The organism is Vibrio sp. 811 (genome assembly GCF_033339195.1).
In genome coordinates this window covers 1-536 of record NZ_JAWOUB010000866.1, presented here as the reverse complement: position 1 = coordinate 536, position 536 = coordinate 1, and the positions used below count along the sequence as shown (strand labels likewise).

At 44.6% G+C, this 536-nt stretch carries 1 protein-coding gene; it reads left to right on the top strand.

Going from position 1 to position 536, the window contains the following annotated elements; genetic code table 11:
- Positions 1 to 536 (top strand): SLBB domain-containing protein (locus R7Q46_RS29835; RefSeq protein WP_318078675.1); only part of this gene is annotated, 536 nt, incomplete at both ends.

Sequence of the window (536 nt, the reverse complement as noted above, 5' to 3'; positions counted from 1 at the left end):
CAAAATACATCGAAAGTCCTCAAGTAGACGTTAGCGTCGCAGCTTTTCGCTCTAAAAAAACCTATGTTACAGGTGAAGTGAACAAGCCAGGCCAACAAGCGATCACTAACATTCCACTAACACTTCTAGACGCAGTAAACCACGCAGGTGGACTTGCTCAAGAGGCAGACTGGCGCAATGCAACTCTTACACGTAATGGGGTGGTTGAAAACATCTCGCTTTATGCACTAATGCAACAAGGTGATCTCACTCAAAACCGTCTTCTAAAACCGGGCGACATTGTCCACATCCCACGTAATGACGCACAAAAGGTATTCGTGATGGGTGAAGTCAATGATCCAAAACTGCTGAAAATTGATCGCAGTGGTATGAGCCTTACTGAAGCACTGAGTAACGTCGGTGGTATTAATCAAATTTCGGCAGACGCCACGGGTGTTTTTGTCATTAGACGTTCAAAAGAAGAATCTAAAATGGCAGACATCTACCAGTTAGATGTGTCTGATGCGTCTGCACTCGTTATTGGTACCGAGTTTGAT